This is a genomic window from Variovorax sp. J31P207, from assembly GCF_030316965.1.
Classification (GTDB): domain Bacteria; phylum Pseudomonadota; class Gammaproteobacteria; order Burkholderiales; family Burkholderiaceae_C; genus Variovorax; species Variovorax ginsengisoli_B.
On the sequence record NZ_JASZYN010000002.1, the window covers coordinates 173,829 to 200,414 of the forward strand.

General features: G+C 67.1%; 29 protein-coding genes. 13 read left to right on the forward strand and 16 right to left on the reverse strand.

The window, feature by feature from the left end; genetic code table 11:
* Positions 1-68: 68 nt before the first annotated feature.
* A complete protein-coding gene (locus QTI68_RS06435) occupies positions 69-674 on the reverse strand; it encodes a class I SAM-dependent methyltransferase (protein ID WP_286520431.1) in 606 nt (201 codons plus the stop codon).
* Between the two features lie 71 nt (positions 675-745).
* Positions 746-1,486: a sterol desaturase family protein gene (locus QTI68_RS06440; protein WP_286520434.1), complete on the reverse strand. Its 741-nt coding sequence runs from the start codon at positions 1,484-1,486 to the stop codon at positions 746-748.
* Between the two features lie 508 nt (positions 1,487-1,994).
* Between QTI68_RS06440 and QTI68_RS06445 the strand changes: the two genes are divergently transcribed.
* Positions 1,995-2,369, forward strand: coding sequence for a response regulator transcription factor (locus tag QTI68_RS06445; RefSeq protein ID WP_286520435.1), 375 nt, complete (start codon positions 1,995-1,997; stop codon positions 2,367-2,369).
* An 88-nt stretch (positions 2,370-2,457) separates the two neighbouring features.
* The gene (locus QTI68_RS06450) at positions 2,458-3,750 is read left to right on the forward strand and encodes a DUF3422 family protein (protein WP_286520437.1); all 1,293 of its coding nucleotides are present in this window, start codon (positions 2,458-2,460) and stop codon (positions 3,748-3,750) included.
* Positions 3,751-3,768: 18 nt separating this feature from the next.
* On the opposite strand, the gene QTI68_RS06455 is transcribed toward QTI68_RS06450, so the two are convergent.
* Positions 3,769-4,440: a class II aldolase/adducin family protein gene (locus QTI68_RS06455; protein WP_286520438.1), complete on the reverse strand. Its 672-nt coding sequence runs from the start codon at positions 4,438-4,440 to the stop codon at positions 3,769-3,771.
* Positions 4,437-5,720 (reverse strand): 3-oxo-tetronate kinase, encoded by a 1,284-nt coding sequence (gene otnK, locus QTI68_RS06460; protein ID WP_286520439.1) that lies wholly within the window; start codon positions 5,718-5,720, stop codon positions 4,437-4,439. The genes QTI68_RS06455 and otnK overlap by 4 nt, the downstream gene beginning before the upstream one ends.
* Before the next feature lie 59 nt (positions 5,721-5,779).
* Between otnK and QTI68_RS06465 the strand changes: the two genes are divergently transcribed.
* Positions 5,780-7,447, forward strand: a complete 1,668-nt coding sequence (locus QTI68_RS06465) for a phosphoethanolamine transferase (protein ID WP_286520440.1) — start codon at positions 5,780-5,782, stop codon at positions 7,445-7,447.
* Here QTI68_RS06465 and QTI68_RS06470 read toward each other — a convergent pair.
* Entirely contained in the window at positions 7,429-7,923 is a 495-nt protein-coding gene (locus QTI68_RS06470) for an ASCH domain-containing protein (RefSeq protein ID WP_286520442.1), read from the reverse strand. The genes QTI68_RS06465 and QTI68_RS06470 overlap by 19 nt on opposite strands.
* Positions 7,905-8,669: a tRNA-uridine aminocarboxypropyltransferase gene (locus QTI68_RS06475; protein ID WP_286520443.1), complete on the reverse strand. Its 765-nt coding sequence runs from the start codon at positions 8,667-8,669 to the stop codon at positions 7,905-7,907. Before QTI68_RS06475 ends, QTI68_RS06470 begins: the two co-directional genes overlap by 19 nt.
* A gap of 150 nt (positions 8,670-8,819) precedes the next feature.
* Between QTI68_RS06475 and QTI68_RS06480 the strand changes: the two genes are divergently transcribed.
* Positions 8,820-9,464 (forward strand): hypothetical protein, encoded by a 645-nt coding sequence (locus QTI68_RS06480; protein WP_286520444.1) that lies wholly within the window; start codon positions 8,820-8,822, stop codon positions 9,462-9,464.
* A 4-nt stretch (positions 9,465-9,468) separates the two neighbouring features.
* Here the strand turns inward: QTI68_RS06480 and QTI68_RS06485 are convergent, their stop codons facing one another.
* Positions 9,469-10,407, reverse strand: coding sequence for a LysR family transcriptional regulator (locus QTI68_RS06485; RefSeq protein WP_286520446.1), 939 nt, complete (start codon positions 10,405-10,407; stop codon positions 9,469-9,471).
* A gap of 103 nt (positions 10,408-10,510) precedes the next feature.
* Here QTI68_RS06485 and metC point away from each other — a divergent pair, with 103 nt between their 5' ends.
* From metC to QTI68_RS06520, 7 genes are read left to right on the forward strand one after another with little or no spacing between them, the layout of a single operon-like run.
* Complete coding sequence (metC, locus tag QTI68_RS06490; protein WP_286520447.1) at positions 10,511-11,698, forward strand: cystathionine beta-lyase; 1,188 nt, start codon at positions 10,511-10,513, stop codon at positions 11,696-11,698.
* Positions 11,699-11,752: 54 nt separating this feature from the next.
* Complete coding sequence (locus QTI68_RS06495) at positions 11,753-12,580, forward strand: transporter substrate-binding domain-containing protein (protein WP_286520449.1); 828 nt, start codon at positions 11,753-11,755, stop codon at positions 12,578-12,580.
* A 4-nt stretch (positions 12,581-12,584) separates the two neighbouring features.
* On the forward strand, positions 12,585-13,283 hold the full coding sequence (locus tag QTI68_RS06500; RefSeq protein WP_286520450.1) for an amino acid ABC transporter permease: 699 nt from the start codon (positions 12,585-12,587) through the stop codon (positions 13,281-13,283).
* A gap of 6 nt (positions 13,284-13,289) precedes the next feature.
* Positions 13,290-13,997, forward strand: coding sequence for an amino acid ABC transporter permease (locus QTI68_RS06505; protein WP_286520451.1), 708 nt, complete (start codon positions 13,290-13,292; stop codon positions 13,995-13,997).
* 18 nt (positions 13,998-14,015) lie between these two features.
* Positions 14,016-14,762 carry an amino acid ABC transporter ATP-binding protein gene (locus QTI68_RS06510; RefSeq protein ID WP_286520453.1) on the forward strand — a complete coding sequence of 249 codons (747 nt, stop codon included), beginning with the start codon at positions 14,016-14,018 and terminating at the stop codon, positions 14,760-14,762.
* The gene (locus QTI68_RS06515; protein WP_286520454.1) at positions 14,755-15,537 is read left to right on the forward strand and encodes a DUF169 domain-containing protein; all 783 of its coding nucleotides are present in this window, start codon (positions 14,755-14,757) and stop codon (positions 15,535-15,537) included. Before QTI68_RS06510 ends, QTI68_RS06515 begins: the two co-directional genes overlap by 8 nt.
* Positions 15,538-15,540: 3 nt before the next feature.
* Positions 15,541-17,682 (forward strand): acetate--CoA ligase family protein, encoded by a 2,142-nt coding sequence (locus QTI68_RS06520; RefSeq protein ID WP_286520455.1) that lies wholly within the window; start codon positions 15,541-15,543, stop codon positions 17,680-17,682.
* 120 nt (positions 17,683-17,802) lie between these two features.
* Here QTI68_RS06520 and QTI68_RS06525 read toward each other — a convergent pair whose 3' ends face one another.
* Both QTI68_RS06525 and QTI68_RS06530 read right to left on the reverse strand, forming a co-directional pair.
* Entirely contained in the window at positions 17,803-18,003 is a 201-nt protein-coding gene (locus QTI68_RS06525) for a hypothetical protein (RefSeq protein ID WP_286520456.1), read from the reverse strand.
* A gap of 98 nt (positions 18,004-18,101) precedes the next feature.
* Positions 18,102-18,869 (reverse strand): IclR family transcriptional regulator, encoded by a 768-nt coding sequence (locus QTI68_RS06530; RefSeq protein ID WP_286520457.1) that lies wholly within the window; start codon positions 18,867-18,869, stop codon positions 18,102-18,104.
* A 469-nt stretch (positions 18,870-19,338) separates the two neighbouring features.
* Between QTI68_RS06530 and QTI68_RS06535 the strand changes: the two genes are divergently transcribed.
* Positions 19,339-20,796 carry a trypsin-like peptidase domain-containing protein gene (locus QTI68_RS06535; RefSeq protein WP_286520458.1) on the forward strand — a complete coding sequence of 486 codons (1,458 nt, stop codon included), beginning with the start codon at positions 19,339-19,341 and terminating at the stop codon, positions 20,794-20,796.
* A 7-nt stretch (positions 20,797-20,803) separates the two neighbouring features.
* On the opposite strand, the gene QTI68_RS06540 is transcribed toward QTI68_RS06535, so the two are convergent.
* The gene (locus QTI68_RS06540; protein WP_286520459.1) at positions 20,804-22,123 is read right to left on the reverse strand and encodes a lytic murein transglycosylase; all 1,320 of its coding nucleotides are present in this window, start codon (positions 22,121-22,123) and stop codon (positions 20,804-20,806) included.
* A gap of 149 nt (positions 22,124-22,272) precedes the next feature.
* Here QTI68_RS06540 and QTI68_RS06545 point away from each other — a divergent pair, with 149 nt between their 5' ends.
* Positions 22,273-22,536: a hypothetical protein gene (locus QTI68_RS06545; RefSeq protein WP_286520460.1), complete on the forward strand. Its 264-nt coding sequence runs from the start codon at positions 22,273-22,275 to the stop codon at positions 22,534-22,536.
* Positions 22,537-22,549: 13 nt separating this feature from the next.
* Here the strand turns inward: QTI68_RS06545 and QTI68_RS06550 are convergent, their stop codons facing one another.
* From QTI68_RS06550 to QTI68_RS06575, 6 genes are all read right to left on the reverse strand, one after another.
* The gene (locus QTI68_RS06550; RefSeq protein WP_286520461.1) at positions 22,550-24,010 is read right to left on the reverse strand and encodes a flavin-containing monooxygenase; all 1,461 of its coding nucleotides are present in this window, start codon (positions 24,008-24,010) and stop codon (positions 22,550-22,552) included.
* A gap of 91 nt (positions 24,011-24,101) precedes the next feature.
* Positions 24,102-24,737: an FABP family protein gene (locus QTI68_RS06555; RefSeq protein ID WP_286520462.1), complete on the reverse strand. Its 636-nt coding sequence runs from the start codon at positions 24,735-24,737 to the stop codon at positions 24,102-24,104.
* A 49-nt stretch (positions 24,738-24,786) separates the two neighbouring features.
* A complete protein-coding gene (locus QTI68_RS06560; protein ID WP_286520463.1) occupies positions 24,787-25,203 on the reverse strand; it encodes a GFA family protein in 417 nt (138 codons plus the stop codon).
* Positions 25,204-25,217: 14 nt separating this feature from the next.
* On the reverse strand, positions 25,218-25,682 hold the full coding sequence (locus QTI68_RS06565; RefSeq protein WP_286520464.1) for an SRPBCC family protein: 465 nt from the start codon (positions 25,680-25,682) through the stop codon (positions 25,218-25,220).
* Between the two features lie 2 nt (positions 25,683-25,684).
* The gene (locus QTI68_RS06570) at positions 25,685-25,999 is read right to left on the reverse strand and encodes an ArsR/SmtB family transcription factor (RefSeq protein ID WP_286520465.1); all 315 of its coding nucleotides are present in this window, start codon (positions 25,997-25,999) and stop codon (positions 25,685-25,687) included.
* 63 nt (positions 26,000-26,062) lie between these two features.
* The gene (locus tag QTI68_RS06575; protein WP_286520466.1) at positions 26,063-26,401 is read right to left on the reverse strand and encodes a hypothetical protein; all 339 of its coding nucleotides are present in this window, start codon (positions 26,399-26,401) and stop codon (positions 26,063-26,065) included.
* Positions 26,402-26,586 lie beyond the last annotated feature (185 nt).

Sequence of the window (26,586 nt, forward strand, 5' to 3'; positions counted from 1 at the left end):
GGCCCTCGCAGCGGGGCTTCAAGACGGCGCGCGCCGGCTTCCCATGTAGGCCGCTGCCCAATGACCGGTCATTCCACCGCACATTCCAGCGAAAAGAGCGGCACATCGGCCCGTCGGCTGAGCCACAGGCCACCGCCCAAGCCCTTGAACTTCCTCGACAGGCCCTGCCGGTAAAGCCCTGCGCGGTGCCGAAAGAGGAGCGGGTCTGTGAGGTCTTCGTCGACGATGTCATTTTCGTAGTCCTCCAGCGTCACCGCCTCAACGTAGAGCGCGCCATGGCTCAATGTCCCGAGATTGCGCAGGGCACGCTTGAGGTCGACAGGACTCAGATAGGCCAGAACGCCCTGGCAGATGACGAAGTCAAATGGCGCCTGAGCCTGGTAGTCCACGACCGAGCCGCGTTCCCAGCCGTAGCGAGCGCACAGGTATTCGCTGATCTCGACGCCTTGATAGCTCGCCTGCGGAAAGTGATGGGCCACGATGTCCCGCCACAGCCCAACGCCGCAACCGACGTCCAGCACGCGTTGGACAGGGACGCGCAGGTACTTCAGGTAGGCGCTCACGAAGGCACCCAAGCGTTCGACGTGCTGCGGGTCGGCTACCTTGGTCTTCTTGTCGAAATAGTAGCGCGCGTAATAGGACTCATCGAAGGTGGCGGCATCAGCGGATTCCATGCGTGCATCCTACCTGTACGCGCTTTCGCGGTTTCGAGCTTCGTGAGGGTGTGCCCGGTCGGCAACGCTTCCTAGAGACCGATAGCAAGCCGCGCGACGGGGACCTTCTCACCGATGCCGAACCTCAGCGTGTCGGGAGACAGGTCTTTCGGGCTGGTGAATGTTCGGAACATCCTGTCCCATACCGAAAGCAGAACGCCGAAGTTGCTTCCGTAGTGCAGCGGGTCGTCGCTGTGGTGGATGTGATGGCTTTGCGGCGTGACCAGTATCCAGTCGAGGCCGCGCAGGCGCCAGTTCACATTCAGGTGCATCCAGCCGTTGGTCGTCGCATAGAAGAAGAACAGCGCATTGGCCAGCCAGAATGGGGACACGCCGAGAATCGGACTGGCAAAAATGTAGGGAAGATTGAATATCGCCTGCTGGAGGATGGAGGTTCTGCTGCCGGCCAGCCAGTACATGTGGGTCGGCGAATGGTGCCAGCGGTGCACCCGCCAGAGAGGCTTGAGGTGCACCAGTCGGTGCATCCAGTAGGCGCCAAAATCAGCGACCAACAGGTAAAGCACCAGACGCACCGGGAGCGGCCAGGAGCCTATTGCTGCGGGCCAAGGGCCATAGATGCCGGTCCAGCCATTCAGGTAGCCTGCTGCCCGCCGCACGACGAGGGCGAAGAAGAGAACCGCAATCAAGTCCGCGAGCAGGACCTTGCGCCATTCGATCCGCCGCGCACCCCAGCGCCACTCGATCCAACCGAACACCGCGACCTGAAACATGAACAGCAAGCAGAGGAAAATGAGCTGCCGCAAGCTGATCATGGATTGACGCCACTGATGTTGAATTGAGTCACGCCGGCAACGACAGAAGGAAGCTCAATGGTGAACGATGAGGAAGTGTTGAAGCCGTAGCATGCCCGTCTGCGGCGCTGGCCGAGAACGCCGGAGCCAGGCGCGGCGGGTCATTCTGAGGAATCTTTCACGGTCGGCGTCGACGGCGAGAGGCGAAAGACATGCAAGGCCCTGCGACGGCACTTTGACAGCAAAAGCGGTTATTGCCATGGGACCCGATCATATTCACCGGCCGTGCGCCGGAAGGTCCGGTTGTGGCCGTGCTGCCACAGTCACCTGCCGCTGGCACGAGCCGGGCCGCGTGCCGCGGACGGAATCTCATCAAGACTGTGGAGGAGACACGTCAGGCTCGGGCTGCGATGCACCAAGGAGCAATGTCGCCGCATTCGGATTTCGGCTAACTTGACGGCGCTTCGAACAACAAGAATTCGCCCGGTCTGAGCAGCCGGGCGCCCCAGCACGCCTTCGAGGGGAAGAGGTGAGCCAGCCCACAGTGTTTGTCATCGACGACGATGCGGCTTGTCGCGACTCCGTTCGCGAACTCGTCAGCGCGGCCGGACTCGCGGTCGTGGCCTTCAGTTCAGCGGTCGAATTCCTGGCCGCCTTCGAACCCACCTGGCATGGTTGCCTGATCCTCGACCTGCACATGCGCCAGATGGATGGTCGCGCGCTGCAGGAGCGGCTGCGCCAGTTGGGCATTCATATGCCGATCGTGTTCGTCAGCGGCAGCGTCGACATCACGACGGCGGTCCAGGCCATCCGAGATGGCGCCGTGGATTTCCTGCAGAAGCCCTATCCCGAGAACAAGTTGCTGGATGCCGTCTACAAGGCACTGCGCCGGACCTCTTCCTGATTTCGAGGGCAGAGCAGCGCGCCCCGGCATGGCGCACAGGCATTAAGCTCGCAGCACTGCGCATCACCAGGTCTCGAGCTCGTCGCCCATGCCATCCAACAGCCGCGTCATTCAGCACCCGCAACGCGTGGAGCTTCACAACGAAGTCCACGCCCGACCGCCTGAAGCGCTGACCGGCGCCCTGGGCATCGCCCATATCGTGATGCTGGCGGATGCACAGCAGCGGGCGCAGAGCCGCGCCCATCTTGCGAGCCTTCTGCGCGACCATCACCTGGCGCCCCCTGACGTCAACACCACGCACCTGCGGGTCGAGTTCGGATCGGTCCGTCTGCGCTGGGAGCTGCACACGGAGTTCGTCACCTGGACCTTCACGGTGCCCGGACCCGCCGAGGCGCAGCATCCTCGCCAGCCGGCCAGTGCGATCGGTGCCGTGCCGCAGGACTGGCTCCACGGGCTTCCCGGGCAGTGCCTCTGCAGCCTCGATCTCTGGGTATTCCCGGGACGCGGAAGCGCTGGCGACGCCCGCGTCGCGGAGTTGCTCAACGAGCAGACGCTGGTGGGTTCCAGCGTGGCGGGCGAGCAGGCGCAGGTGTTCACGGACTTCGCCATCCACGCGGACGGCGCGTCCCGCATCCTGCTTTTCGCCGATGCGCTCCAGTCGCGCCGGCTCGGACGGCTGGTGCAGCGGATCCTCGAGATCGAGACCTACCGGATGGCAGCCCTGCTCGGCTTGCCGGCGGCGCGGCAAGCGGGCGAGGCGCTGGGCAGCGCGGAGGGCGAGCTGGCGGCGCTCGCGCAAGCCATCCGCAGCGCCGAACGTGACGCGGAACCGGCCCTGCTGGACCGGCTCACGCGCCTGGCCGGCGAGGTCGAGAGCCAGCATGCGGCCACGCATTCGAGACTTTCCGCCAGCAGCGCCTATTTCGAGTTGCTGGACCAGCGCATCGGGCAGATTGCCGAAGCCAGGCTGGACGGACTCCAGAGCATCGCCGAGTTCATGGAGCGGCGCCTGACGCCGGCGCGCAAGACCTGCGAATGGGCGGTCCGGCGGCAGGACTCGCTGTCCCAGCGCGTCTCCAGGATGAGCAATCTGTTGCGCACCCGGGTCGAGATCGAGCAGCAGCAAAGCAGCCAGGCCCTGCTCGAAGCCCTGAACCGCCGGCAGGACCTTCAACTGAAGTTGCAGGCCACCGTGGAAGGACTCTCGGTGGCCGCCATCACCTACTACATCGTCGGCCTGGTCAGCTACCTGGCCAAGGGCGCCCAGAAGATCGGATGGCCGCTGTCACCCGAAACCACGGCCGCGCTGGCGATTCCCGTCGTGGCGCTGAGCATCTGGTGGTCGTTGCGGCGCCTTCATCGGAAGATGTTCGTCCACTAGGGACGCCTGCGCGGCCGGCTACCAGCGGGCACCGAAACTGCGCCGCAGTTCGTTGATCTCGGCCTCGCCGAGCGGTTTCGGCGGGTCGCCCCCCGCGCGCGCAAGCGCCCAGAGCCGCGCCGTCTCCTCGAGTTCCTCGAGCACCGCCATCGCCGCGGCCGGCGTGTCGTGCCAGACGTTGGGGCCCAGCCGCTCGAGCATCACGGCACGGATCGGCGTGCCCGCGGCGCCGTAGCGCTCGATCGCCTCGGCCACTTGTGCCGCCGCCTCGGGCGCGCCGGGACGGTGGTAGCGGATCACCGGCACGCGGCCGACCTTCATCACGAAATAGGGCGTCAGCGCCGGCAGCAGCTCGCCACCGGTCTCGCGCAGCGTGAGCGCCACGCAATGGGTGCTGTGGGTATGGATCACGCAGCGCGTGCCGGCATCGAAGGCGCTGGCGGCGCCATAGATGCGGGCGTGCAGCGCCATGGTCTTGCTGGCCCGGTCGCCGTGGGTCTGGCGCAGGCTGCCGTCGAGCCGCGCCAGCCGGGCCGGATCGAGGAAGCCGAGGCAGGCATCGGTCGGCGTGATCAGGAAGCCATCGTCGAGCCGCACGCTGATGTTGCCGGCCGTGGCGTGGACGTAGCCGCGCTCGAACAGGCTGCGGCCGACACGGCAGATTTCGTCGCGGGCGCGGTGTTCGTTCATCGCAGCGCGCCGAAGGCCTTGGAAAAGAAATCGTCGCTGCCGAAGTTGCCCGACTTCAGCGCGATGTGCAGGCCCGCCCCGCCGGCGGCCTTGCTCGCCGCGTGGCACCAGGGCACGCCGGGGTCGATCTGGCCGCCGATCTGGAGCTGTGCGATGCCGAGCGCCTGCACGCAGGCGCCGGAGGTCTCGCCGCCCGCCACCACCAGCTGCCGCACGCCGCGCTCGACCAGGCCACGCGCGATCGCGGCGAGCGCGCGTTCGACCATGGCGCCGGCCTCCTCGACACCCAGGCGACCCTGGACCGACTTCACGGCCGAGGGCTCGGCGGTGGAATAGATCAGCACCGGCCCCTCCGGCAGCAGCGGCCCGGCCCAGGCCAGCGCCTGGCCGACCGCGTCGCCGCCGGCCGCGAGCTGCAGCGGATCGAGCGCCAGCGCCGGCCGGCCGGTGGACAGGAAGTCGGCCACCTGCCGCTGGGTCGCCAACGAACAGCTGCCGGACACCACGGCCCGCAGGCCGCCGGCCGCCGGCAGCGCACTGGCGGTCGACGACGGCGCGATGCCGAAGTTGGCCGGCAAGCCGATCGCCACGCCCGAGCCCGCGGTCACCAGCGGCATCGCGGCCAAGGCGGGGCCGAGGCGCAGCAGGTCGTCGTTGGAGACCGCGTCGACGATCGCGATGGCGACACCCTCGCTGCGCAGCTGCGCGATGCGCGCACCGACGGCCTCAGCACCCTGCGCGACCGCCACGTGATCGATCAGGCCGACCTTGCGCCGGGTCTGGGCCTGCAGCACCCGCACCAGGTTGGCATCGGTCATCGGCGTCAGCGGGTGGTTCTGCATGCCGCTCTCGTCGAGCAGCACGTCGCCCACGAACAGATAGCCCTTGAAGACGGTGCGCTTGTTGTCCGGGAAGGCCGGCGTGGCGATCGTGAAGTCGCAATGAAGCGCATCCATCAGCGCCTCGGTGACCGGCCCGATGTTGCCGGCGGGCGTGCTGTCGAAGGTGGAGCAGTACTTGAAGTAGATCTGCCGCGCGCCCTGCGCCTGCAGCCAACGCAGCGCGTCCAGCGATTGCGCCACAGCTTCCGCCGGCGGGATGGTGCGCGACTTCAGCGCCACCACCACGGCGTCGACGTCGGCCGCGAGCGGCGCCTGCGGCACGCCGATGGTCTGGACCACGCGCATGCCCGCGCGCACCAGGTTGTTGGCGAGGTCGGTAGCGCCAGTGAAGTCGTCGGCGATGCAGCCGAGCACGATGGAGGGGGCCTGGGCGGTCATCCAGCTAGTTTACTGACAGCCCGGCGCCGCGGAGAATGCCCTCATCTGCGTGGAAAGTCATGGAGCAGCACAACGATCCACAGGGTGCGCGCGTAGCATCCGCGCCAATGGCAAGCGGACGGCACGGCATCGTCGGCCTGATCGACTGTGTCTGGGGCGCCATCCTGCTGATCCCGGCCCTGGCGATCTTTTCATCCACGCAGGTCCGGGATCTTGGGGCCGCTTCCCTCCTTGCCGCAACCGTGGTGTTCTTCGGCTTGCTTCGGGCGATCCTGGGGCTTCGCGTATTCCTGGTGCTCACCTACGTCCCGGCGCTGTTCGGCGTTCTCGCCGTGGGAGCCGATCTTCTGCGCGATGTCAACCTGTTCGAGGCGGCCTTGATTCGGCCGGACCCCCACGAAGCGTGGCCGGTCATTCAGCCTCATGTCCAGTGGATAGCCCTGACCGCGGCCCTGCTCGCGGCGCCGATCTGGGTGTCGTTTCGCACTCGGTCGACCGCGACGGCGCGCTGGAGGATGCCTTCGGCTGCCCTTGCGACACTCACTGTCGCCGCAGCCACATGCGGCGCCGTCTTTCACGATACCGTGCTGCGCGCTTGGCCGCTGAATGTGATTTCCGTGGCCGCGGCTTCAGCGATCGGCCGTGACGACTTCATCTCGACGGCGTCGCCCTATGCGGCCGCGAACCCTCGGTCGGCGTCCGCGAGCTGGGGCGCCTCGCGGTTGCCGGGACTGCACCCGCCGAGCGAGACCTACATCCTCATCATCGGGGAGACGGTGCGTGCCGACCGGCTCGGCGCATGCGGCGGCCAGCGGCAGGTCGGCATCAGCCATGAAGACGCGATCATCTATTGCGATGTGATGTCCGGGTCCAGCAGCACGCACACGTCGGTCCCTTTGCTCGTCTCGCGCGAAATGCCTGGCGGTGCATTCCGGGTCAGCAAGGACGCAACATTCATGAGGGCTTTCGAGGAAGCTGGATTTCACACCTATTGGCTCGCCCTCCAGGAGAGAGGCATTGCCTGGCCCGACGCCAACACTGACATGTTCCTGGCGATAAAGAGGACCGATCGAGAAATCCTTTTGCCGTCACTCAGAGAGGTGCTCGCGCAGGATGCGCCCAAGAAGTTGATCGTGTTGCATGCCTACGGCGCACACTTTTCTTACTGCGATCGCTATGACCCCGCGACAGCTGCTTTCCCGGCCGACTGCTCGAAGCTTTCTGAAATCCCGGATGATTCAACGCTGCCGGAGTTCATCCGCGCCTACGACAACGCCGTCGCCGAATCCCTCCGATTCGTCGATGCCGTGATCTCGGAGGCAGCGCAGGCGAAAGGCTCGTCCTTCGTGATGTACACGGCTGACCACGGCGAGAACCTGCTTGACGACGGACGGAAGCTTTTTCAGCACGCACTGAAAGATCCGACGCGCTGGGACACCACAGTCCCGGCCGTCGTGTGGGCGAGCGATGAATGGCGCGGCAGCAACGCCGCGCGTTGGGAACGGCTCCGCGCCAACCATGGTGTCAAGGTGATGCATGCCGACCTTGTCCCCACCCTGCTCGGTTCAGCGGCCATCAGCTATGTCGACGAGCGGCGAGTGGCCATCGATCTCGGAGCGATGTCACCCGCTGCCGATAGAACCCGGTGGGTCATGCGACGTCTCGGTGAGAAGTCGGATGGCGACCAACTGCGTCGAACCAGCTCGGTTCAAGCATTGGCTCGGTAGATGACCTTGAAGCGCTCGCAGGCGACCGGCATGGTCAGGCTTGGTTCTCGACCCAGACGCGCGCATTCTCGGCCGAAGTAGGCCCAGTGCACTCGGCGCCAGTACGCCAGGGAGCCATCACCTTCGCCCTCGAGTGCCGCGAATTCGGCGGAGACTTTCTCGAAGGGCACCACCTCGACCTCCAGGGTCTCGATGACACAGACAGGCCGTCCATCCCAGTAGGTGACAACACTGAGGGCGCCCGGCTTGGGTGGCGCCCCGCCGCAAGCGCTCTCGAATGACCAGAGAAGCCCGGCAGTGGCCCGTTTGACGCCTGCAAGCACGAGGTCGGCAAGTTCGTCGGCGCTGGCCTCGTTGTCATCGAAGTGGAACGCCTCGAAGAATCGCTCGGAGCAATCTCTTTGCCCGACGTCGGCGGAGAAAGCGTCCCAGAAGGCCGCGATGTTTGAAGGAATAGTCATGCTCGTCCTGGGCAACAAGGCTGCGGGACAGACACCTCGCGCAACCGCTGGTGGGCAGCGCCATCCATCGCGATGGGCTGCTGGTTTTTCGCATGCAGATAGTGTTGGGTGAATACCGCCAGGTAGGCCTCCAGAGCTTGCTCGGCAACGCGCTCGCCCGCCAGGCTCATGCACAGGGCGGCCACTTCGCTGGTGCAGAAATGGTCGTTGCGGCCCGAGTTGCGCAATTTGTATTGCGATGTCTGGTCGGGCTCCAGGCTCAAGACCGGCAGTCGGTCCAGGTAGGGGCTTCTTCGGAACATCTTGCGAGCCTCGGACCAGGTCCCGTCCAGGAGAATGAAAAGCGGTCGCTTCTTCTGGGCATCATCCCGAAGGCTGTCGGAGGGTTGAACGGTGCGCACGACCCGCTCGGGCGCTGCATATCGGCCGGGAAACACCACGTACGGATGCCATTGCGGGTCGCGCAGCAGGGCCAGAAGGGCGGGGTCGGTTTCGGTGCGCTTCCAGCCGAAGGCAAAGGTATCGGGCACCACATCGGCGACCAGCCAGCCCGTATTGCTCGGCTTGAGCGGCTCTATATCCGCCATGAGCAGGCACACCCCTGCCCGTGTCGTCAGTGAAGGGCGCAAGGCACACATGCAGTGGCTGGGTACCAGCCGGCAGTCCGCGCAGCGCTCGCGCTTGAATCCACCACGGGCGAGAAATGGTTTGGCGCTGCGCGCGAGACGCGCGGCGCGCAGGTGGGAGACGGCGTGTGGCATGCGGAGATTCTCAGGCAAGCGACGACGCATGCTGAAGATCCGCCCCTCGGCCGCAGGCCGCTCGTCGCGCGCTTCATGTTAAAACCGATGTCGACCTCCCCGCGTTCGGGGAACGGTCGCCATGATGCAGTCGCAGTTGCCCCAGCCAGAATGAGTGCCGCAGATTTCCTCCTCGCGCCAGAAGTCCAGAAGTTGTTGAAGGTCGTTCTCGCAGCACCGACGAACAAGTTTTCCGTTGCGGAACTCGCCAGGAAGACCAAGTTGAATGCGGACGAAGTCGAGCGGACACAGGAGCACCTGGTCAAGTGCGGCATCCTGACCAGGCGCAAGTCGGAAGCCGACGAACCCGAGACGGTCGAGGCGAACACGTCGTTCGTTTTCTACAACGAGCTGCGGTCCATCGCTCTCAAGTCCTTCGCGGCCGCCGAACCCATCCGCGCGATGCTGCGCTCAAAATTCAAGGATTCAGTCTTGCGCGCCTTCGTGCTCGGGGAAGACGAGGACGCGACAGTGCAGCTTGTCGTGGTTCACGGCCGACTGGTGCCGGATGAATCGGAAATGTCCATCGCGTGCCGGAGGCTGTCCATGTCTATCGGCCGGCATCTCGAGGTGCACGTGATCTCGAGCGCCAGGTACGCGGCCCTCACGCCAGGGGACAACCTCGGTGCAAGGCTGGCTGGCCCCTCTGCGATCGAAATCGTCGGCCAGGGCGAGACCAAGGCAAAGCCGGAAGCGGAACGCGAGGGCCTGCTGCAAAGCGCTAGAAAGCGATTGGCCGCCCTGGCTCGGCGGTAGCTTTCTATGCCGACGCCCTGCTCTTCTGGAAAGGCGCATCCCAATACGGCGGGTCGCTGAAGGCCGTCTGGAGCATTTCCAGGAAGCAGTGCACCTTGGCCGTCATGTAGCGATTGGGCAGGTACAAGGCATACAGCGCGCTGTTGACGGTGGGCTGGTAGCCCGCGAGCAGCGGCACGAGCCGGCCGGACTGCAGGTGCTCGCCGACCAGGTAGGTCGGCAGCAAGGCGACGCCCAGGCCGGCCAGGGCGTGGTCCGCGATGATCTGGCTGCTGTTGACGTGAAAGCGCGCGTGGGTCGGCACGTTGTGCTGTGCCTCACCCCTCGTGAAGCTCCAGCGACCGTGCTTGATGACGCTAGGGTAGTGGTAGCACTGGTGGTCCGCCAGTTCGGCGGGGGTGGTCGGCGTGCCGTGGAGGGCCAGGTAGCCAGGGCTGGCGCACACCGCCCAGTGGACGCTGGTCAGGCGCTTGGCGATCACGCCGTCGTCCAGGTGGTTGGTGATGCGCACAGCGATGTCGAAGTCGCCTCCCGACAGGCTTTCGAGCTGGTCGGAGATCTTCAGCTGCACCTCCACATGCGGGTAGCGCTCGGTAAAGCGCGAAATCAGCGGACCCAGATGCTTGATGCTGAACAGCATCGGTGCCGTGAGGCGCAGCGTGCCGCGCGGCTCGACCTGCAGGTCCTGCACGCGCGACATCGACTCCTCCGCCAGCAGCAGGATGTGACTGGTCGAGTCGTAGAAGGTCTTGCCGATCTCGGTCAGCGCCACCCTGCGAGTGCTGCGCTCCAGCAGCTGCACGCCCATCTTCTTCTCCAGTCGGGCGATCTGGCGGCTCACGGTGCCTGTGGAGATGTGCAGCTCGGCCGCCGCGCCGGAAAAGCTCATGCAGCGCGCTACCCGCACAAACACCGAGATCAGAGCCAGGCTGTCCGTATCCATAATCTATTGTTGCATTAAGGAAATAATGATTTGAATTTTTCGGTGTTGTGCTCGTTCGATGCATCAATATACTGCCGCCAGCCCCCTCCAGAGAAAGCGTTTGATGAGCGAAGCTTCCGCAGCCACCTTTTTGCATCCCGAGACGCGCGTGACCCACGTGGGCCGCGATGCCAAGCTGTCCAACGGCCTGGTGAGCATCCCGCCGTACCGTGGCTCGACAGTGCTGTTCGACAAGGTGGAGCAGCTCAAGAACAGCAGCGGGCATCGCGCCTACGGCCGCTGGGGCACGCCCACGGGCCGTGCGCTGGAATCGGCGCTGGCGCAACTCGAAGGCGGCGCCAACGCGATGCTCACGCCATCGGGCCTGTCGGCCATCACCACGGCCCTGCTGGCCAGCGTGAAGCCCGGCGACCACATCCTGATGGTCGACAGCGTCTACCCGCCGGTGCGCAACTTCTGCGCGACGGTGCTGAAGAAGATGAAGGTGGAAACCACCTACTACCCACCCCTGGTCGGCGCCGGCATCTCCGAACTGATCCAGCCGAACACCACGGTCGTCTACACCGAATCGCCCGGCTCCGGCACCTTCGAGGTGCAGGACATCCCCGCCATCTGCTCGGCGGCCCATGCGGCCGGCGCCCGCGTGCTGATGGACAACACCTGGGGCACGGCGCTGCTCTTCCCGGCGCTGCAGCACGGGGTGGACCTGTCCATCCATTCGCTGACCAAGTATGTGGTGGGCCATTCCGACGCGCTGCTCGGCGTGATCGTGGCACGCACCCGCGAGCTCTACCTGGACGTGCGCGCATTCCACGGCGCGCTGGGGTTGACGGTCTCGCCCGACGACGCCTTCCTGGGGCTGCGCGGCCTGCGCACTCTGGCCGTGCGACTGCGGCAGCACCAGGAGAGCGCGCTGCAAGTGGCCCGGTGGCTGCGCGAACAGCCCCAGGTGCGGGAGGTGCTGTACCCCGCACTGCCGGGCGCACCGGGCCACGCGCTCTGGAAGCGCGACTTCAACGGTGCCAGCGGCCTGTTCGGCGTCGTGCTGCGACCGGCCTCCGAGGCCGCCGTGATCGCCATGCTCGACGGCATGCAGCTGTTCAAGATGGGCTTCAGCTGGGGCGGCTTCGAGAGCCTGGTGATCCCGGTCAAGCCGGGCAGCTACCGCTTAAGCGGCCCGATCGCCGCGGACGAGGTGGGCCTGCGGATCCACGTGGGCCTGGAGCATCCGGAAGATCTGATCGCCGACCTCGGCGCCGGCCTGCAGCGGCTGTCAGCGCACCCCGGCTGACGCACCGACGTCGCGCACAGACGATTTTTTCAACAACAACTCCCGAGACAACAGATGAAGACAATGACCCACGCGATCTCCATGGGCGCGGCCGCCGCGCTGCTCGCCCTGGCAGGCGGCGCCGCACTCGCGGACCAGCTCGACAGCATCAAGGCGGCCGGCTCGCTCAAGTGCGGCGTCGGTTCGCAGTACAAGCCCTTCTCCTTCGTGCAGGACCCCAAGACGCGCAAGTTCGTCGGCTACGACGTCGACATCTGCGAGGCCGTCGCGACGAAGATCGGCGTGAAGCCCGAGCTGGTCTTCATCACCGGTGCCACCCGCGTCACCGACCTTCAGTCGGGCCGCACCGACATTGCGCTGGCCAACCTGACGCACACGCCCGAACGCGCCCAGCTAGTCGACTTCAGCGACAACTATTTCGCCAGCCAGGTGAAAGTGATGGTGCCGGCCTCCTCGTCCATCAAGAGCTTCGCCGACCTGACGGGCAAGCGCCTCGCGGGCATCAGCGGTTCCAACCACGAGGTGAAGGTGCCCAAGGTCATCACGGGCGCGGACCTGAAAGTCTTCCCCTCGCCGGCCAACGCCTACCTGGCGCTGGAGCAGGGCAAGGTGGAGTCGATGGTCGGTGACGAGACCACGCTCATCGGCCTGATCGGCGGTCAGCAAGACAAGTGGCGCATCCTCGACCAGCCGGTGGACACCCAGCAGATCGGCATCGGCGTGCGCAAGGGCGAGGCGCGCATGGTCGCGGCCGTCAACGACACGCTCAGCGACCTGGAAAAAAGCGGCAAGGCCACGCAGATCTTCGACCGCTGGTTCGGCAAGGATTCCGAGCTGAAGATGAAGCGCAGCTTCAGCTTCGCGCCCTACATGCAGCCCTGAACCCGTGGACGCCTTGGCATCCATCGACTGGGGCGTCATGCTCCGGCCCGAGTACCGGAGCATGCTCCTCAAGGGCATCGAGTACACGCTGGCGCTCACGGCCGGGGCCATCGCAGGCGGATTGCTGCTGGGCATGGTGGTGGCCTTCGGCCGGCTGGCGTCCTCACGCTGGATTCGGCTGCCAGCCACCGCCTACGTCGAACTGGTGCGCACCATTCCGCTGCTGGCGCATGTGATGTTCTGGTATTTCGCCGTGCCGGAGATGCTGCCCGAGGAACTCAAGCGCGCGCTGTACAAGCACGACGTCGGCTTCTATGCCTCCCTGGCGGCCCTGATCCTGTATTCGGCCGCCTTCATCTCCGAGGACATCCGCAGCGGCATCCGCGGCATCCCGCACGGACAGGCCGAGGCGGCCAACTCGCTAGGCTTCGGTTTCTTCGACACCTTCCGCCTGGTCGTGCTGCCGCAGGCGCTGCGCGCCACCGTGCCGCCGCTGCTGGGCCAGGCCATGAACATCACGAAGAACACCACCGTGGCGTTGATGGTGGGCGTGGGCGAGCTGGCCTTCGTCACCCGCGCAGTGAACGACGCCTCCTTCCTGAGCGTGGGCGTGTATGCCTTCACCACGGTCTTCTTCCTGCTGATCGCCATCGTGCTCACCGCGCTGGGCAAGTGGTATCAGCATCGTTATCCCGCGAGGTAGGACGCGATGTGGGACATCCTTGAAACCTATTGGGTGCAGCTGCTGATCGGCTACTACCCCGACGGCCCGCTGGGCGGACTGGCGATGACGCTGATGCTGGCCCTCGTGGGCCTGGTGCTGGCGATGCCGGCGGGGCTCGCGGTGTGCCTGGGGCTCATCAGCCCCTGGCGGCCGCTGGCGCGGACGGTGAGCCTCTTCGTGTTCTACATGCGCAGCGTGCCGCTGATCGTGCATCTGCTGTGGGTCTACTTCCTGCTGCCTCTGGTGGTCAAGGGCGCGCCGCTGTGGCTGGTGGTGCTGGTGGTGATGACGCTCTTCAACGGCGCCTACCTCTCGCAGACCATCCGCGCCGGCATCGAAGCCTTGCCCAAGGGGCAGTACGAGGCCGCGCGTTCGCTGGGCCTGCCGCATGGCCGGGCGATGCGGCACGTGATCCTGCCGCAGGCGCTGCGCAACATGCTGCCCAGCATCGTCAGCCAGTTCGTGCTGCTGATCAAGGAAACGGCGCTCGGCTCGGTCATCGGCCTGCACGAGATGACGCTGGAGTTCATGGGGCTCAACGACACGCTGGGCGACAAGGCCATCCCGATCTTCACGCTGCTCGGCATCTCCTACTTCGTGCTGTGCTATCCGCTCACCCTGCTGGGCCGCTACATGGAACGCCGCTTCGCCGGCCCGTCCCGCAGCGCCTCCGCCCCCGCCGCCCAGGCCTGACCCATCGACGAGCCGAAGATGCCAGAACAAGCCAAATCCATCGAATTCCAGGGCGTCAGCAAACGCTTTGGCGACAACCCGGTCCTGAAGGACATCTCCATCGACTTTCGCCAGGGCGAGGTGGTGGTGATCTGCGGCCCCTCGGGCTCGGGCAAGTCGACCTTGCTGCGCACCATCACGCGGCTGGAGACCATCGATTCCGGCCGCATCCTCGTCGAAGGCCGCGAGCCCGGCCACTCGGCCAGGGAAGTGAATGCGATGCGCCAGCGCGTGGGCTTCGTGTTCCAGAGCTTCAACCTGTTCCCGCACCTGACGGTGATGGACAACATCTGCCTGGCGCCGCGCCACCTGCTCAAGCTGTCGGACAAGGAAGCCCGGGAGCGCGCCATGGCGCTGCTCACGCGCGTAGGGCTGGCGTCCAAGGCCGATGCGTCGCCCAACCAGCTCTCGGGCGGCCAGCAGCAGCGCGTTGCCATCGCGCGCACGCTGGCCATGCAGCCGCCCATCATCCTGTTCGATGAGCCCACCAGCGCGCTCGACCCCGAGATGGTGGGCGAGGTGCTGGCCGTGATGCGCCAGTTGGCCGGCGAGGGCATGACGATGCTGTGCGTGACGCACGAGATGGGCTTCGCGCGCGAGGTGGCCGATCGCATCGTCTTCATGGCCGACGGCCAGATCATCGAGGACGCCTCGCCCGAGCAATTCTTCACCGCCACGCGCAGCCCCCGCGCGAAGGCTTTTCTATCGGAAGTCCGCCATGCCTGAAAACACCCCACCCACGACCGACGGGTCCGCCCTCACCGACCAGCTCTTTCGCCTGCTGCGCCTGAAGACCACGCCCGTGGGCATCCAGATGTTCGAACGGGTGGAAGACATGGAGGCAGTGCCCAAGATCCGCCGTCCCAACGGCGCCATCTACACCACCGACCAGATCGTGGGCCAGGCCGCGCGGCTGGGCTTCACCGTGGGCATCACCGCGGCCGACCTGGTGGGGCCGCAGTGCGCCACCGTGATCGGCCTGGCGCCGCAGAACGAGGAATGGCAGGCCGGCAAGCCCTTCTCGGGCGTGTGGTTCGCCACCGAGGACGACGCCGCCGCGCACCAGCGCGCCATGCACTGCGTACCCTACGGCCGCTATCGGGCGATGGCGGTTTCGCCGCTGGCCAGCGGGCGGCTCGACCCCGACATCTGCCTCGTCTACGCCAACCCCGCGCAGATGATCCTGCTCATCAACGGCCTGCAATGGTCGGGCTACCGCAAGCTCGAATGGGGCGCGGTCGGCGAGTCGGCCTGCGCCGACTCCTGGGGCCGCGCGCTGGCCACCGGCGAGCCGAGCCTGTCGCTGCCCTGCTTTCCGGAACGGCGCTACGGCGGCGTGCCCGACGACGAGATGCTCATGGCCCTCAAGCCCGCGGATCTGGCCAAGGCGCTGGAAGGGCTGGCCGCCCTGGCGCGCAACGGCCTGCGCTACCCCATCCCGCCGTACGAGGTGCAATCGGACGTGCGTGCCGGCATGTCGGTGAGCTACGCCAAGAAGTAACCCATGACACGCAATACGGAACACACCAACGCGGGCATCCGCGCCATCCTCGATCCGCGCTCCATCGCTTTCATCGGTGCCTCGGACGACATCGTCAAGTGGGGCGGCGTGCTGCTGCATGTGCTGCGCAAGTTCAACTACCCGGGCGCGATCTACCCCGTCAACCCGAAAGCCGAGACCATCCAGGGCCTGCGCGCGTACCGCAGCGTAGGCGAGATCGGGCAACCCATCGACCTGGCCGTGATCTCGATCGGCGTGGATGGCGTGGAGCAGGCGATGCACGAGTGCGCCGCCGCCGGCGTGCGCGCCGCGATGGTGGTCACGTCGCAGTTCGCCGAATCGGGTGCCGAAGGCGCGGCCAAGCAGGAGCGCGTGCTGGCAGTGGCGCGGCAGGCGGGCATCGCCATGATCGGACCCAACTGCATGGGCGTGCTCAATGCCAATGAAAGCATGGCGCTGCTCAACTCCACCGCGCTGGTGGAGTACTTCGACGACATCCCGCGCGGCCGCATCGGCGTGGTGAGCCAGAGCGGCGCGGTGGTGGGCGCGATGATCGCCCGAGCCGGCTTCGTGGGCGCGGGCTTCAGCAGCTGCGTGTCGCTGGGCAACCAGGCCGACCTGGAGATCTGCGATTTCTTCGACTACCTGGTCGACGACCCGGCGACCGACGTGATCTGCCTCTACATGGAAAGCGCCCGCTCGGTGGAGCGCATGCTGGCCATCGCCCGCCGGGCACGGGCGGCGGGCAAGCCGGTGCTGATCACCAAGGCCGGCCGTACGCCGCACGGCCAGAAGGCGGTGGCTTCGCACACCGCCAGCATGGCCGGGACCTACGACACCTTCCTGGCGCGCTGCCGCAACGAAGGCATCCTGGTGCAGACCGACGCGCTGCAGATGCTGCTGACCGCGCAAGCGCTGCAGGCCTTCCCGTTGCCGCCTGTGCCTGGCGTGGCGCTCTTCAGCGGCTCGGGCGGACAGGGCGCACTGGGCAGCGACGCGCTTTCGGACTATGGCCTGGTCCCCGGCGAGCTGAGCCCGGCCACGCGCACGGCGCTGGCGCCCTTCTTCACCGAAAGCAACCAGCAGTTGCCTTACGACCTGGGCGCAGCGGCTTCCGGCCCCGGCAAGGGCCGGCCCGACCTGCTGCCGGGCTCGATGGAACCCATCTTCGCCGACCCGTCCGTCGGCGCCTGCGTCTACCTCATGACGCCGCAAGGCGGAATGGACGGCATTGCCAAGCTGTTCACCGAACTGGGCCGCAAGTACGGCAAGCCGGCGCTGCTGGCGAACTGCGCCAGCGGCATCACCGAGCACATGCGCCAGGCGCTGCTTGGTCTGGGCGCGCCTTTCTTCCCCAGCCAGCACGAAGCCTTCCTGACCCTGCGCGACCTTCAATGGCTGCGCAGCCACGACGGTCCCGATCCGGCGCAGGAGATTCCCGCGCTGTCGGCCCAGCTGCAGGGCTTCACGGAGGCGCTGTCGGAGGGCATCCAGGATGAAGACACGAGCAAGGGCCTGCTGGCCCTGGCGGGCATCGACGTGGCGGCGGGCGAACTGGCGGTCGACGCCGATGCCGCCGTGAGCATTGCCGGCGCGCTGGGCTACCCCGTGGTGCTGAAGATCGTGGCCGACGGCGTGACGCACAAGAGCGACATGGGCGGCGTGCAGCTCGACCTGCGCAATACCGAAGCCGTGCGCGCCGCCTTCGGGCGCATCCGGCGCGCCGCTGAAGACCTGCCCGGCGCGACGTTCCGGGGTTGCCTGGTCCAGCCCATGATCCAGGCCGAGTCCGAGCTCATGATCGGCACCTTGTACGACGCCGAGTTCGGACCCTTCCTGCTGATCGGTGCCGGCGGCACGCTGGTCGAACTGATGAAGGACACGCAGCTGCTGCCCGCACCGGCCAGCCCGCAGGCCATCGAGTGCGCGATCCGCGGACTGCGCTGTTTCCCGCTGCTCGACGGCTACCGGGGCCGTGCGCCGGCCGACCTGGACAAGCTGGTCCGGATCGCGCACCGCGTATCGCTGCTGGCGGCCCAGTTGGGCGCGCGCATGCCGGAGATGGACATCAACCCGCTGGCGGTGCGGGGCGATCGCGCGGTGGCGCTCGACTCCCGCCTGCGCTGGTCCTTGCGGCCGGAGTGACTTTCGGTTCGCCACCTCGGCGGGCCGCTCGAGTCGCGGTCACCCTCCCCAGGCAAAAAAAGCCTCCCGAAGGAGGCATAAATCCTTTCGGCTGCGTGGAGCCGAGGGAGTCGAGTTCTTTCAGTGCACGCTGCTGAGGAGCGTCGGCGTGCAGTAGCCGTTGCGATAGATGCCTTCGATGTTGCCGGCCACCGGGTCGCTGGTGCGCGCGGTCACGAACTTCGCCTGCGGCGTACGGTAGACGACGATGGTGCACGACAGGTGCTTGCTCAGGGTGCGGGCGACGCCGTTGGCCTGGCTTGCGGTGGGATAGGTGTTCATGTTTTTCATTTGCCTGTGCGATGGCTGAATAGTAGTACCAAGGTACTTACAAATCGGCACATGTAGTCGCTAAGTACTAATCTCGGTCGTGAAATAGTTCACGACTGACCCAGGCGTTCAAGCGTCAGCGCATGGCGGGTGGTGCTTCCGCCCAGTGCCTTGGTCGCCTCGCGGGCGGCCTCGAGCAGTTGGCGACAGGCCGCGTGCAGGGCATCGGGCCGGGCAAGCCGCTCCCTTGGCCCCGAGATGGCCAGGGCCCCCTGCAGCTCTCCGGTCGCACCGAAGACCGGCGCCGAAGCCGAAGCGGTCTCCGGGTCGCGCTCTCCGTGGGAGACCGCCCAGAACTGTTCTCGAATGGCCTCGTACTCGGGCATCGCCGGCGACGAAAACGCGAGCAGGACCTTGCCTGACGCGCCTTGCGCGATGGCGTATTCCTGACCCACTTGCACCGATGCGCGAACGGCTCTGGACGGTTCGACGCGGAACAGCGCAATGCGCTTGTCGCCGTGCCTCACGTAGAAGGAAGCGGTCTCCCCGGTGGCGGCGCTCAGCCGTTCGAGGATGGGCTCGATGACGTGGCCGACCTGAAACGAGCCTTGGTAGATCGAGGCCAGGCGCAGCGGCTGGGGCCCGATGGCGTACTGCCCGTCGGACAGTTTCCGGATGAAGCCTCCGTGCTCGAGTGCGGCCAGCAGTCGCAGCACCGTGCTCTTGTACAAGCCCGTGCGTCTGGACAGCTCCGTCAACGTCAGTCGCCCATCCGTCGGGCCAAAGGCGGCAAGCAGCGAGAAGGCCCTGTCGAGGACCGCGACGCCGCTTGATTCGGCGCTGTCGAGGGGTCGTGAGGCAGGGGTCGGGTCAGGCATAGGAAATCACCAGGCAATCAAGACAGCCTCCCCGAGGAGGCCGTGCACCCGAGTGTGACACGCACGGCGCGGTGGTCCGGACGCCGTTCCAAAGACACGAGACGTAAAAAAGCCCCCGCGCATTGCTGCGCGGGGGCCAATCCATCGAAGGGACGATGGAGGAGACAACCAGGGATCTTCAGGTCAGCAGATTTCGTCGAGTTTCTTCGAGGTCACATAACCGGAAACAACGACGGCAGCGACGGCCACCAGGCAGATCAATACGTTCAACATTCGGGACTCCAGGATGAGTGCGTTGAGTCGATTATAGGGTAAACCCTAGTTCCTTGCAGGGCGTGCTCGGAGGGTGCCGAAAAGCCACCCGCCGCCGGGCCATCGACTGACGTTGCCGACAGGGCCTTGATCCGGCGCAAAGCCATGTCGGCGCGATGCGCCTACATTTGGTTTCTTCCACGATGCGGAGGCAGCGATGCGCGAGGTTCTGGCGCGACCGGTCGGCCGGCGGCTTCGTACCGCCGTCGCGGTCGGCGTCATCGGCTTGATCGGCGCCTGTGCGTCGGCACCCGAGCGCCCGGCTGCACCGCCGCCAGCGCCGGCCTCCGACATCGCCGCACCGGCCGCGCCCGCCTTCTCCTCGCTGGTCGCCAGCCGCAGCGCCAGCGTGGTCGACGTGAGCACCTTGCGGATCGGCCGCGACGCACGGCCCGAGGGGGCCGAGCTGGAGTTCGCGCCCGAGAACGATTTCGCCGACCGGCTGGCCCGGCCATTGCCGGCCACCGTGCGCATCAGCCAGATCCGCGACCTCGCCTCGGGCGTGATCCTCACCAGCGACGGCCTGATCCTCACCAGCGCGCATGTCCTGGCCGCCATCGACGAGGCGCAGGTCCGGCTGGACGATGGCCGCCGCTTCCAGGCGCGGGTGGTCGGCACCGACAGGCGGACCGACGTCGGCCTGCTGAAGATCGATGCCAAGGGTCTCGCGACCGCGGCCATCGGCGACTCGTCGCGGCTGGCACCGGGCGACTGGGTCGCAGCCATCGGGGCGCCGTTCGGATTCCATGGCAGCGTCACGGCGGGCGTGGTGAGCGCGGTCGACCGCTACATCGGCGGCGCCGGGGAAGTGCCCTTCATCCAGACCGACGTCGCGATCAACCCGGGCAGCTCGGGCAGCCCGCTGTTCAACGGCCGCGGCGAAGTGGTCGGGATCAACTCGATGATCTACAGCGGCAGCGGCGGCTACATGGGCCTCTCGTTCGCAGTGCCGATCAACCTGGCGATGAAGATAGCGACGCAGTTGAAGGACACCGGTCGGGTGCGGCGCGCGCACCTGGGCGCCGAGTTGCAGGAGATGACACCAGCGCTGGCCCAGTCCTTCGGGCTGAAGGAGTCGATCGGCGCGCTGGTGGTGCAGGTCGATGCCGAGGGGCCCGCCCGGGCCGCCGGGCTGGTTCGCGGCGATGTCCTCACCGCCTTCGATGGCCGCACGATCTCGCACTTCACCGAACTGCTGCAACAGATCTCCGACGCCCCGCCGGGCCGTCGCGTCCGGGTCGAACTCTGGCGGCACGGCGCGAAACGGACGGTCTCGGTGACGCTGTCCGAGGATGCCGGACCGCGGTTCGCCGCGCCGGCCGGATCCCCGCCCGACTGGAATGATGGCCTCGGCCTGAGCCTGGGCGAGTTGTCGGCGGCGCAGCGGCTCCAGCTGGGCAGCGACGGTGGCCTGTTGGTGCGCGAGGCCACCGGGCTGGCGCGCAGCGAGGGCATCCGCGCGGGCGACATCATCGTCGCCGTCAACGACACCCGGCTCGACCGGGTCGAGGACTTCAGGATCAAGCTGGCCGCCACCACGCCGGGCCGGATGGTCGCGCTGCTGGTGCTGCGCGACCGCCGGCTGGCCTACGTGCCGGTGCTCAATGCGCCGTGAGGACCCGCTAAGGCGTCCGCAGACGTTCCAGCAAGGCCGCGCTGGGGTAGCCGTCGGCGGGCTGGCCGATGCTGCGCTGGTACTGGCGAATGCCTTCGCGGGTGGCCGGCCCCATCATGCCGTCGGGCGTGCCGCTGGCGAAGCCGCGCTGGTTCAGCGCGGTCTGGAGTTCGAGCAGCTGGCTGCGCGACAGCGCCGCCAGGTCGCGCGGCCAGGGCGCCTGCACGCCGGGCCCGTCGGTCAGGCGCTGCGACAGCAGGCCGACCGCCAGCGCGTAGCTGGTCGAGTTGTTGTAGCGCAGGATGGCGCGGAAATTCGGCCCCACCAGGAAGGCCGGCCCGCGCGCACCCGCGGGCAGCAGGACCATGCCGTCGGCGAACGCCGGCAACGGCCGGCCGTCGATGCTGCGCACGCCCTCGGCAGCCCACTGGGCGCTGGACTGGCGCACGCTGCTGTCGGCGCGGCCGAAGTCGAAGCCGGGCGGGAGCTGGACCTCGACGCCCCACGGCTGGCCCGCCTGCCAGCCCGAACGGGCCAGGAAGTTGGCGGTCGAGGCCGTGACGTCGGCCATGCTGCCCCAGATGTCGCGCCGGCCGTCGCCGTCGGCGTCCACCGCGTAGGCCAGGAAGTTCGACGGCAGGAATTGCGTCTGCCCCATGGCGCCGGCCCAGGAGCCGATCATGTGCTCGCGGTCGATGTCGCCGCGCTCGAGGATCTTCAGCGCCGCCAGCAGTTCGCGGCGGGCCCAGTCCTCGCGGCGGCCCTCGAAGCCCAGGGTCGCCAGGGCATCGATGGTCGGCGTGCTGCCGTAGTTGCCGCCGAAATTGCTCTCCATGCCCCAGATCGCGACGACGACCGCGGACGGGACGCCGTAGCGCGCCGCCGCCGCGTCGGCTTCGACGCGGACCTGCATCAGCTTGTCCTTGCCGAGCGCGACGCGCTGGGCCGTCACGGTGTTGTCGAGGTAGTCCCAGACCGTGCGCGTGAACTCGGGCTGGGCGCGGTCCAGCTCGACGACGCGCGGCAGGTACTGCACGTCGCCGAAGGCGGCCTGCAAGGTCGCATCGCCGATGCCGGCGGCGCGCGCGCTGCTGCGGAAATCCGCGACCCAGCGCGCGAAGCCCTGCTGGAGCGCCAGCTCGTCCGCGCCGGTGCCCGATGGCTGGGCCGAGGGAACCGGCGCAGGGGGACGGGCGGCCGGTGCCGGCTGGGCGGGCGCTGGCGCGGCGGTCGGCGGCGCGGAGGCGCAACCCGCCAGGACGGCAGCGGCCAGCGCCATGGCGGCAAGGCTTCGAAGGCGCGGCAGGGGGAGAGGGTGTCGATCCATCCGGGTCATTTTCACCTGCGCCGGCGCCTGTCACGGCCTTGCGGATTCGCCCGCGCGCCCCCATCTGAGTCGAACAACGACCCCGTGAAATAGCCGTTATCGCCAGTTATGACGCGCGGGGGTTGGAACAATGTTTGCTGGAGACAGACATGCTGACCATCGACCAAAAAGAAGCCATCCTTCGCAGGGCAGGCGTGACCGTTCCCGCGTTCCCCGAGCGGCATCCGGACACGCATCCGAAAGACCACGACGCCGAAGCCGAGCACAAGGCGCGCCTGCAGCGCTGGACCGAAGCCATCGAGGTGCTGTACGTGCAGTACGCGGCGGCCAGGGCGGCGAAGAGCCTGCGCGACGCCGAGGAGGCGGCGCGGCTGGACCAGCTGCGCCGCGCGGCCGAGCGCTCGAACGCCTGAAGCGTCGTTGCGCTCAGCGCGACCCGTACGTGAACTGCAGCACCCCGTCGTCGACCGCGCCGAAGCGCATGGCGACCAGGTCGCTCAGGTAGTTCTGGTTGAGCTTCCAGGGCTTGGCCGAGCCTTGCTTGGGCAGCTGGTCGGCGGCCCGCTCGAAGTAGCCCGATGAAAAATCCACCCACGGCTGCAGTTCCGTGTCCGGGTCGGCCGGGGGCCGGCAGATGCGCGCGCCGGTCTTGCGCATGTGGTTGAGCAGCCGGCACACATACTGCGCGGTCAGGTCGGCCTTGAGCGTCCACGAGGCATTGGTGTAGCCGAAGGTATTGGCCATGTTCGGCACACCGCTGTACATCAGGCCCTTGTAGTTGACCGTGCGCGAAGGCTCCACCCGCTCGCCGTCGACGTGCAGCGCCGCGTGGCCGAGCATGGCGAGCTGGAGGCCGGTGGCGCTGACGATGACGTCGGCGTCGAGCGTGGCGCCCGAGCGCAGCGCGATCCCGGTTTCGGTCAACGACGCGATGTGGTCGGTCACGACCGAGGCCCGACCGGCGTTGATGGCCCGGAAGAAATCGCCGTCCGGCACCAGGCACAGGCGCTGTTCCCAGGGGTTGTAGCGCGGCGTGAAATGGGTCGCGATGTCGGCCTCCGGGCCGAGCGCATGGCGGACGCCGCCCAGCAGCAGCTGGCGCATGCGCTGCGGGTTGCGTCGGCTGAGGCGGAACACGTACATGCCCAGCAGCACGTTTTTCCAGCGCGTGAGTTGCAGCGCCAGCCGCAGCGGCAAGCGCCGCCGCAACCGCATGCCGACCGGATCGACCGACGGACGGGCCACCATCCAGGTCGGCGAGCGCTGCAGCATCGTCACGTGCGCCGCCTTGTCGGCCAGCGCCGGCACCAGCGTCACGGCGGTGGCGCCGCTGCCGATGACGACGATCTTCTTGCCCGCGCAGTCGAGGTCGGCGGGCCAGTGCTGCGGATGCACCAGCCGCCCGCCGAAGCGCTCGCGCCCCGGGAAGTCGGGCTGGTGGCCGGCCGCGTAGTCGTAGTAGCCGCTGCACATGAACAGGAAGCCGCAGCGGATGCGCGCGCTGCCGGTACCGTCGGCGCGGCGGAGCTCGACCGTCCATTGCGCATCCGGCGAGGACCAGTCGGCCCGCACGACCCGCTGGCCGAAGCGGATCTTCGGCTCGAGCCCGTGTTCGCGCGCCGTCTCGCGCAGGTAGTTCAGGATCGTCGGCCCATCGGCGATGGCCTTGGGGTCGGTCCAGGGACGGAACGAATAGCCCAGCGTGTGCATGTCGGAATCCGAACGCACGCCGGGGTAGCGGAACAGGTCCCAGGTGCCGCCCAGCGAAGGGCGGGCCTCGACGATGGCGAAGCTGCGCTCCGGGCAGAGCTTCTGCAGGTGGCAGCCGGCGCCGATGCCCGAGATGCCGGCGCCGACCACCAGCACGTCGACGAACTCGTCGGTCATGTCATGGCGTCCTTGTGGCTTGAGCCGACGATTTTGCGTCGACGCACGGCCCGGGGCAGCCTCGCTTACCCGGGGTCGCCCGCCGCGGTCTTCACGCCTGCACGGCCAGGGGATTCGGCGAAGGCTCGCCGGTCTTCGTGAGCGTGTTGCGGTCCGTGTGGTGGAAGGGTTCGGACAGCCCCTGGATCTGCATCACGGTGTCCTGGTCGTACGACCAGGTGCCGTCGGGATGGAAGGCGACCTCGATGCGCCACTCGAGCGTGGTGAAGGCATGCTCGATGAACGGATTCGACACGATGCCGTTCACCAGGCTGCCGTGCGTGGCCACGAGTTCGAAGCGGTCCGCGTCGGCGGCCACCTTGCCGCTGGCCATGGCGATCTGCCCGCGCGGAATCGCCAGCGTGAGCATCACGGTGCTGGTGGCGGGCTCCCACAGCCAGTAGCCGACCTGGTCGTGGTACATCTTGGTCAGGCCGGGCTTGTGGATGTAGGTGTGGTAGCGCAGTCCGTAGAGCACCTGCGGGCCGTTGGTCTGGGGGTCGATCGGCTGCAGTTCGTAGTGCTCGACATAGACCTGGGTCTTCGGGCCCTGGGCCTTGGGCTTGACGTCGACGCCCTTCTCGCCGCGCCACAGCCCCGCCATCCGGCGCAAGGGCCCGAGGTTGGCAAGCGTGTGGCCGTCCAGGTCGGAAGGCTCGGTGTAGATATCGGATGGGAATTCGGACATGGGGGCTGTTGGAAGAGTGGAGCCCGCCAAATGTAGCAAGGCAGCCCGGCTAGCTTGTCGGCATCCGCTCGAAAGCCTGGAGTGCAGGGTCGATGGCATCCCACGCCAGCCCGCGCACGCCATAGGTGAGCACCTGCGGCGCGAAGCGGGACGGTTCGTCCAGGCTGGCCGCGGGGACCGCGATCAGGTCCGGCATGGCGGCGAAGCGCAGGTAGACCGGCGTGCCGCAGACCGGGCAGAACGCGTGGAGCTTCATGTTGCCGCTGTCGCCCGCGACCTCCCACAGCGTCGCCTCGCCGGTGATCGACATCTCGGCCCGCGCCGGAAAGGTCAGGTAGGAGCCGTGCCCGGTGCCGCTGCGCCGCTGGCAGTCGCGGCATTGGCAGTGGTTCTGGAAGATCGGCGCGTGCGCGGTGGCGTAGCGGATCGCGCCGCACGCGCAGCCGCCGGTGTAGGGCTGGGTCATGGTCGACTCCCGGTTCAGGCCGCCAGCGGCTTGGCGAAGACATCGATGCCCTGCCCCGTCTCCAACAGCGACTTGAGGCTGGAAAGAACGATCGGCCAGCCCTGCTGGATGCCCTTGGCCATCCCGCTGCCGGCTTCGAGTTCGTCGTGGGTGACGGTCAGCCGCACCATGTCCTGGTACGCCTCGACGTCGAAGCGCACGCGGCTGTAGCTGGCCGGATCGTCTGCTTGCGCGGGGCTCGCCCAGGTGATGACCAGCCGCGTCGGCGGCGCGACCTCGACCACCTTGCCCAGCACGTTGACCGTGCGCTGCTCGTTGGCGCGCACGTGCTCCCAGGTCGAACCGGGCTTCCAGTCGGACACGTTCTCGTGGCCCCAGTAGCGCCGCGTGATCTCCGGCTGGGTGATGGCCTCGAACACCTTTTCGGGCGTCGAACGGATGTAGGTCACGTAGACGAAGCTGGTCTTCTCTTTGCGCATGGTCAGTCTCCTTCGAGTTCCTTCTTCAGGTCTTGCAGCAGGCTGAGCCGCTGGCGTTCGAATTTCCGCACCCACCGCTCGTAGACCTCGTGCAGCGGCACCGGGTTGATGAAATGCAGCTTCTCCCGGCCCCGCCGCACGGTACTGACCAGATTGGCCTCCTCGAGAAGCCCGATGTGCTGCGCGGCGGATTGCCGCGCCATGTCGAGGTGCTCGCAGAGCTCGCCCAGCGTCTGCCCGTTCCTCTCGTACAGCAGGTCGAGCAGCTTTCTGCGAGTCGGGTCGCCCAGTGCCTTGAAAACCTTGTCAGCGTCCATTCGTCGTGTGAGTGCGTGGGGCGATGATATGCAGGTAAATACCTGCATGTCAAGCCCGCTCGCCTAGTCCAACGACACGCGGCGGAACTCGGCGTACGCGGTCGGCCGGAAGCTGGCCACCGGCACGCTCTGCTCTTCATGAGGCAGGGAGACCCGGACACTGCCCGCTTCCCGCACCCAGCAGCCACGGGTCGTCTCGCCGTCCCAGGTGGCCAGGAAGCAGACCCGGCTCGGTGCCGGGCAGCCGTCGTGGGCGTCGGTCAATTGCAGCAGGCGGACCGGACTTCCATCGGCCACGAACAAGACGCTGGGCGCGAGGTCGCAGCCGGCCAGACAGGTGCCGCACACCACTGCTGCGAAGACGGGGTCCAACCACCATTTCAAGGAATCGAGTTTGAACATGATCCAGGTCCGGAAATGAAAAAAGGCAACGAGCTGAACTCGTTGCCTTTGAGGGAGGGCGCCTGTCGAACTGAAGGAGGGCTATCCGCCCCGCTTGATTCGACCGCGCTGCTCGAAGGCAACGAAGGTGCGAAGACTCGGGATCGACAGATGCGGGGACATGATGAGAGTGTTCATTGGCAGAG

Bases quoted from the DNA above. Each gene is read 5' to 3' on its own strand.
- QTI68_RS06435 (WP_286520431.1), bottom strand. From the start codon at position 674: ATGGAATCCGCTGATGCCGCCACCTTCGATGAGTCCTATTACGCGCGC.
- QTI68_RS06440 (WP_286520434.1), bottom strand. From the start codon at position 1,486: ATGATCAGCTTGCGGCAGCTCATTTTCCTCTGCTTGCTGTTCATGTTT.
- QTI68_RS06450 (WP_286520437.1), top strand. From the start codon at position 2,458: ATGCCATCCAACAGCCGCGTCATTCAGCACCCGCAACGCGTGGAGCTT.
- QTI68_RS06455 (WP_286520438.1), bottom strand. From the start codon at position 4,440: ATGAACGAACACCGCGCCCGCGACGAAATCTGCCGTGTCGGCCGCAGC.
- otnK (WP_286520439.1), bottom strand. From the start codon at position 5,720: ATGACCGCCCAGGCCCCCTCCATCGTGCTCGGCTGCATCGCCGACGAC.
- QTI68_RS06465 (WP_286520440.1), top strand. From the start codon at position 5,780: ATGGAGCAGCACAACGATCCACAGGGTGCGCGCGTAGCATCCGCGCCA.
- QTI68_RS06475 (WP_286520443.1), bottom strand. From the start codon at position 8,669: ATGCCACACGCCGTCTCCCACCTGCGCGCCGCGCGTCTCGCGCGCAGC.
- QTI68_RS06480 (WP_286520444.1), top strand. From the start codon at position 8,820: ATGAGTGCCGCAGATTTCCTCCTCGCGCCAGAAGTCCAGAAGTTGTTG.
- QTI68_RS06485 (WP_286520446.1), bottom strand. From the start codon at position 10,407: ATGGATACGGACAGCCTGGCTCTGATCTCGGTGTTTGTGCGGGTAGCG.
- metC (WP_286520447.1), top strand. From the start codon at position 10,511: ATGAGCGAAGCTTCCGCAGCCACCTTTTTGCATCCCGAGACGCGCGTG.
- QTI68_RS06495 (WP_286520449.1), top strand. From the start codon at position 11,753: ATGAAGACAATGACCCACGCGATCTCCATGGGCGCGGCCGCCGCGCTG.
- QTI68_RS06505 (WP_286520451.1), top strand. From the start codon at position 13,290: ATGTGGGACATCCTTGAAACCTATTGGGTGCAGCTGCTGATCGGCTAC.
- QTI68_RS06510 (WP_286520453.1), top strand. From the start codon at position 14,016: ATGCCAGAACAAGCCAAATCCATCGAATTCCAGGGCGTCAGCAAACGC.
- QTI68_RS06515 (WP_286520454.1), top strand. From the start codon at position 14,755: ATGCCTGAAAACACCCCACCCACGACCGACGGGTCCGCCCTCACCGAC.
- QTI68_RS06520 (WP_286520455.1), top strand. From the start codon at position 15,541: ATGACACGCAATACGGAACACACCAACGCGGGCATCCGCGCCATCCTC.
- QTI68_RS06525 (WP_286520456.1), bottom strand. From the start codon at position 18,003: ATGAACACCTATCCCACCGCAAGCCAGGCCAACGGCGTCGCCCGCACC.
- QTI68_RS06530 (WP_286520457.1), bottom strand. From the start codon at position 18,869: ATGCCTGACCCGACCCCTGCCTCACGACCCCTCGACAGCGCCGAATCA.
- QTI68_RS06535 (WP_286520458.1), top strand. From the start codon at position 19,339: ATGCGCGAGGTTCTGGCGCGACCGGTCGGCCGGCGGCTTCGTACCGCC.
- QTI68_RS06540 (WP_286520459.1), bottom strand. From the start codon at position 22,123: ATGGATCGACACCCTCTCCCCCTGCCGCGCCTTCGAAGCCTTGCCGCC.
- QTI68_RS06545 (WP_286520460.1), top strand. From the start codon at position 22,273: ATGCTGACCATCGACCAAAAAGAAGCCATCCTTCGCAGGGCAGGCGTG.
- QTI68_RS06550 (WP_286520461.1), bottom strand. From the start codon at position 24,010: ATGACCGACGAGTTCGTCGACGTGCTGGTGGTCGGCGCCGGCATCTCG.
- QTI68_RS06555 (WP_286520462.1), bottom strand. From the start codon at position 24,737: ATGTCCGAATTCCCATCCGATATCTACACCGAGCCTTCCGACCTGGAC.
- QTI68_RS06560 (WP_286520463.1), bottom strand. From the start codon at position 25,203: ATGACCCAGCCCTACACCGGCGGCTGCGCGTGCGGCGCGATCCGCTAC.
- QTI68_RS06565 (WP_286520464.1), bottom strand. From the start codon at position 25,682: ATGCGCAAAGAGAAGACCAGCTTCGTCTACGTGACCTACATCCGTTCG.
- QTI68_RS06570 (WP_286520465.1), bottom strand. From the start codon at position 25,999: ATGGACGCTGACAAGGTTTTCAAGGCACTGGGCGACCCGACTCGCAGA.
- QTI68_RS06575 (WP_286520466.1), bottom strand. From the start codon at position 26,401: ATGTTCAAACTCGATTCCTTGAAATGGTGGTTGGACCCCGTCTTCGCA.